5 protein-coding genes and 1 pseudogene are annotated in these 4,696 nt (G+C 48.3%); 3 read left to right on the top strand and 3 right to left on the bottom strand.

Annotated features, from left to right (window positions below; genetic code table 11):
* On the bottom strand, positions 1–1,118 hold a 1,118-nt coding region (locus ACWA6V_RS17500; protein WP_449523699.1), incomplete at its 3' end, for an MbnH family di-heme enzyme.
* 43 nt (positions 1,119–1,161) lie between these two features.
* On the bottom strand, positions 1,162–2,187 hold the full coding sequence (locus ACWA6V_RS17495) for an MbnP family copper-binding protein (RefSeq protein ID WP_449523698.1): 1,026 nt from the start codon (positions 2,185–2,187) through the stop codon (positions 1,162–1,164).
* A gap of 196 nt (positions 2,188–2,383) precedes the next feature.
* Here ACWA6V_RS17495 and ACWA6V_RS17490 point away from each other — a divergent pair, with 196 nt between their 5' ends.
* The 3 genes from ACWA6V_RS17490 (at position 2,384) to ACWA6V_RS17480 (ending at position 4,114) form a co-directional block, all read left to right on the top strand.
* Complete coding sequence (locus ACWA6V_RS17490; RefSeq protein ID WP_449523697.1) at positions 2,384–3,118, top strand: DUF1775 domain-containing protein; 735 nt, start codon at positions 2,384–2,386, stop codon at positions 3,116–3,118.
* 41 nt (positions 3,119–3,159) lie between these two features.
* Positions 3,160–3,396 (top strand): hypothetical protein, encoded by a 237-nt coding sequence (locus ACWA6V_RS17485; RefSeq protein WP_449523696.1) that lies wholly within the window; start codon positions 3,160–3,162, stop codon positions 3,394–3,396.
* A gap of 196 nt (positions 3,397–3,592) precedes the next feature.
* Positions 3,593–4,114: a response regulator transcription factor gene (locus tag ACWA6V_RS17480; RefSeq protein ID WP_449523695.1), complete on the top strand. Its 522-nt coding sequence runs from the start codon at positions 3,593–3,595 to the stop codon at positions 4,112–4,114.
* Positions 4,115–4,152: 38 nt separating this feature from the next.
* Here the strand turns inward: ACWA6V_RS17480 and ACWA6V_RS17475 are convergent.
* A pseudogene (locus tag ACWA6V_RS17475) lies at positions 4,153–4,696 on the bottom strand (phosphoadenylyl-sulfate reductase); the annotation flags it as partial.

Genomic DNA, 4,696 nt, shown 5'->3' with positions numbered 1-4,696 from the left:
CGTGCGTCAATCAGGAGTTGTTCGTCGGTGAGGCTATTTAGAAAAGCGATCACATCAGCGATTTCATCTTCGGTAATACTAAAGCCAGCGATAAAACTGTCTTTGAACGGATTTAATCGTCCATCGCCAGTATGTTCACCGGAGGTGATGTTGCGACCGCCCGCTGCGTAGGTGCGAATCACCTCGGCAAGCGTCGCGATACTGCCGTCGTGCATGTAGGGCGCAGTCACCGCAACGTTGCGCAAACTCGGCGCGCGAAATGCGCCCATTTCCGCAGCGCGACCGGTAACTCCATGCGCACCCGTATTGGGTTCAGGGTAAGCGCCCGCGCCATCGATATTGTATAAACCGGTATTGTGAAACGGCGTTTCTACCACGCGCATGGAACGGTCACGCACTGAGTCAGTAAACAAATGCCCATCGTGGCAGTGAAAGCATTCAAGCCGTTCGTTATTAAATAATTGCATGCCGCGTTTTGCGCTATCGCTGAGTGCAGATGTGTTGCCTGCAAGGTAAGCATCAAATGCACTGCGGAACGAGGTAATGCCGCGCACAAATGTGGCGAGCGAATCCACTAGCTGCTTCCAATCAATTTGTTGCTGGTTTGGATAAGCCTGCGCAATTAATGTTTGGTAGCGATCATCGCGCAAAATCGATTGCAAAATGGCAGGGTGATTGGTTTCGTTGATGCCATGTTCGATGGGATCAGTACCAAACAGCGGCAACATAATTTGCTGCTCAAGTGTGGTGAGCGAAGGGTTGCCCCAAGTGACTGTCGCAAACCATGCAGCATTTGCCAAACCCTGTGAGTTGCGTGGATGCAAATCACCGGCACCGCCACGCGGGCGAATATTGTTGTCGGCAAAGGCTTTATTTTGTTGATGGCAAGAAGCGCAACTAATCGCGCCTCCGCCGGATAAACGCTTGTCGTAAAACAGATGGCGGCCAAGTTGAAACTTTGCTTCCGTCACCGGATTATCAGCAGGCTCAACTGGAAGCGCCATTTGCGGCGGCAAATTCCAATTGAACTCGCTGGCGGTAGCGGCGGTATCATTCACAGTGGTTTTGCTTTCGCCGTAACAACCACTTAATGAGGCCAGCAAAAAAGCCAGTGACAAAAAAACACCAATCCGTTTCACGAAAGCGGCGACCTCGAACTATTTATTTGTTGACGATTGAGAAAGCAGTTTGTGTTGATGGCGCTGCAGATTGAGATGGGTGGCTCAACCCAACAGTCGCAAATATCGCACCGCATTCTGGATCATTTCCACCGGACATACAGCCAGCAGGCCCACCCGCGTCTTGCCCCATATTGCTGTTGGCAACTAATTTTGCGTAATCCAATTTCACGGCAGATTTACCCACGACAAAATCACTAAGAGTAATTTCAGCTCTATTTTGTGCAGTGCAGGTCACTGCCTCATTGATGGTTGCATCACCCGTACAACCAGTGCTGCCCAAGTGAATGTTCCAGCGATTATTTGTCCAAGCTGCATCGCCGGGGCGAGTAATTGCCACGTTGGTGAATACATCAAGGCCAGTAAATTTATAACCTACATTCCAACCCCAATGCATGCCAGAAGAAAGCCCTGGTGTTTTCAACGGCTCTTTCGCCGCGGTTTGATTGGCGTGGTTGTGTGTTGCAGGAACGCCCAATACAAAGCGAATGCTGGAAATAGTGTTATTACCAATCAACACTTTGCCGACGACTTTTTTATTCATGGTCGGATTTGCTTCACCTTGGCAAGAGGTTGCACCTGTGCCCAATTTATCGCGGAAATCGAGCAGAGCAATGTTGTCAGTTTGCACACCGGTCTCATCCAATGTAATTGGCAATTCAACCCCCGTGCTGGTTACCAAGCGCAGGTTGTGAACATAAAAACGAAAATCGGCAAGCGTGGCTTTAGTGCTCACAGTGCCCAAACCTTCCAGTGCAGCACCACAAAGAATTTCTGTATTGCCGGAAAACGCTTCAAACGGAATGGTGATGGCAACAGGTTCATTGCTCACGCTGGAACTGGATGCACTGCTGCTCACCTTACTGGAGCTGGCAGCGCTGGACGATGGCGATGAGCCAGAGTCGGAACTCGAACTACCACAAGCGCTGAGTAGTAGTGCAGCAGTACTGAAGCCGATACATTTAAACGAAAAACAAGCACGCTGATGTAATCCAATTATTTTATTCATGGTCTGCCCCACATATTCAGAAAGTAAAAATTTGCGCAAGCCTAGGCGTAAAGAATAAAAGCAACAATGAGACAAATTGTCGCACCCGCGACGCGCGTGCAATTCACGCGAGCAGCTGCGCCAATTTGTCGCATGGTCAAGTTGATTTAACTTTGTATGATGCGCGATCACTTTTCTATTAAGGAGATTAAGCGCCGTGAATTTTCGATCATTAATGCATGTTGGTTTAACCTCAGCAATTTGTACTCTTGTTTCAGTGAATGTGTTGGCGCATGTGGGTGTTTCTACGTCGCCCCTTTTTACAGGTAAGACTCAAGAAATAACACTCAGTGTTCCTCATGGTTGTTCGGAATCGGTAAACGGTGTCTCGACTGCTTACGATACTTTGCGCGTTGAAGTTCAAATTCCACAAACATTGACCGGGCTTCGCCCATTGGACGCTGTGTTCGGCTCAGCAACGCTGGTAAAAAATGAGGCAGGGGTAATCACTAAAGTCATTTGGACCAAACCGGATTCAGCAGACAAAGGCGCTGACAGCCACCAATATAATTTTTCAATTCGCGCTAAAGTCAACGCGTCTGCATTTACTACTGTCTATTTGCCAACCACGCAATATTGTAAAAATAGTAAAGGCGAAGAAATTTCAGCTGCCTGGACAGCCATGAGCGATGACCATGATCACAGCGCGACGGCAACTGAAAATCCTGCTCCCAGCTTTTTGGTTTATCCCGCCCGCACAAAAGGTTGGAATAAATACACAGCACCAGATCACTTGCACAATATGAGCATTTTTAACGATGCAGAAATTGTATGGAAAGGCAAAGCGGGTTACAGCGCAAACGCCAATACCGCTGCCTTGATCGCTGCCGATGCCGCCTACTCGGTATTGATCGAGATACATCCTGATGAAGAATTCTGGGTGAAATACTAATGCGTAATTTATGTCGGATTTTTAGTGTTGTGGTGATTTGTATGCAGATCACTGCTTGCGGCGGTGGCAATTCGTCGCCGGAAAAATCTAGCGCTAGCAGTTCTGCTGCAGTCAGCAGTGTCGCCATTAGCAGCGCAGCACAAAGCAGTGCCGTGAGTTCTACAGCAACGAGTTCGAGCCAGGCAAGCATTGGTGCGCTAGAGGCAAAAGGTCTGTTGCCGGGCGCGCTGCCAACACCACCCACATCTCTGCCTGCCGACCAGCTGCCCCCTCAGTAGTTCGGCATTGCGGTAGATAAAGGCAGCCTTGTCATAAGGCTGCCTTTTTTATTGGCCATTCGCTCGGATTGAGATGCTCAGTATTTGTGGCGACAATTTGTCGCATATTCAGCTGAAAAATTTCTGTGTAAAAATAATACATCAATAATAAAAACTGTTTTCCACTACTTTATTACTACAGCAGTCATGGAGACCTATGCGTGCATTATTACTTGATGAGGATGAGCCGTTTTATCAAACCGCGGCAACTCAAATGCAAAAATATGGCGTTATTTTGGACAGGCTTGAACCCTTACACTTTAAGCGTGCCCTCACCAAGGGGCAGCACTATGAGTTTATTTTTGTAGAAGTATTCAGTGAGGAGCAATGTCATCTGGAATTGATTAGCCAACTTAAACAGTACCGGCCCGCTGCGCGTGTTTATGTGTTGACGAGCAACCCCAGTATTTCAACAGCGGTTGTTGCGATTAAACTGGGTGCAGAAAATTATTTCTCAAAAACGGTCGCTATCGATAACTGGCTGCCTGGCTGTATATCGCAACCAACGGTTTCAGTAGTTCATTCGGTGGATGATCTGAAATGGATGCACATGAAAAATGTGCTCACTAAAGCAAATGGCAACGTCACCGCTGCGGCGAAAGTACTGGGTATCACACGCAGAACCCTGCATCGGCAAATAAATAAGCACCAGAATATCCGAGCGGTAAAGGATGTATAAAAAAACGCCCGGGGTCGATGAACGCCGGGCGTTTTTTGTTAGTTCACATTGCCTGCATGTAGGCCGCATTCTTTTTTAGTTGCTTCTTCCCACCACCAGCGACCTTCGCGCTCATGTTGCCCCGGTGTAACCGGGCGCGTGCAAGGCTCACAACCGATGGAAACAAAACCGCGCTCGTGCAATTCGTTGTAAGGCACTTCGCACATGCGGATGTAATCCCAGACTTCTTTGGATGACCAATTGGACAGCGGATTAAATTTGGTGAGCGTTTCACCGGGGCGCGCAAATAATTTATCGTCTTGAATAACCGGAATTTCCGCGCGGGTAGGGCTTTGGTCTTTGCGTTGGCCGGTGATCCAGGCATCCAATGTCAGCAGTTTTTTGCGCAGTGGCTCAATTTTGCGAATGCCGCAACATTCTTTGTGGTCATCTTCATAAAAACTGAACAAGCCTTTGTCCTGCACCAGTGCACGTACCGCTTCACCATCGGGTGAAACTACATCGATCTTAATCCCGTAATGCTTGGGCACTTTTTAGATAAAACGATAAGTCTCTGCATGCATGTGGCGGGTGTGGAGGCAG

The sequence above is a fragment of the Cellvibrio sp. genome, assembly GCF_053579595.1.
This window is presented reverse-complemented; position numbering and strand designations above follow the sequence as displayed.

Excerpts from the sequence above, each read along its gene's own strand:
- ACWA6V_RS17495 (WP_449523698.1), bottom strand. The coding sequence starts at position 2,187 with ATGAATAAAATAATTGGATTACATCAGCGTGCTTGTTTTTCGTTTAAA.
- ACWA6V_RS17485 (WP_449523696.1), top strand. The coding sequence starts at position 3,160 with ATGCAGATCACTGCTTGCGGCGGTGGCAATTCGTCGCCGGAAAAATCT.
- ACWA6V_RS17480 (WP_449523695.1), top strand. The coding sequence starts at position 3,593 with ATGCGTGCATTATTACTTGATGAGGATGAGCCGTTTTATCAAACCGCG.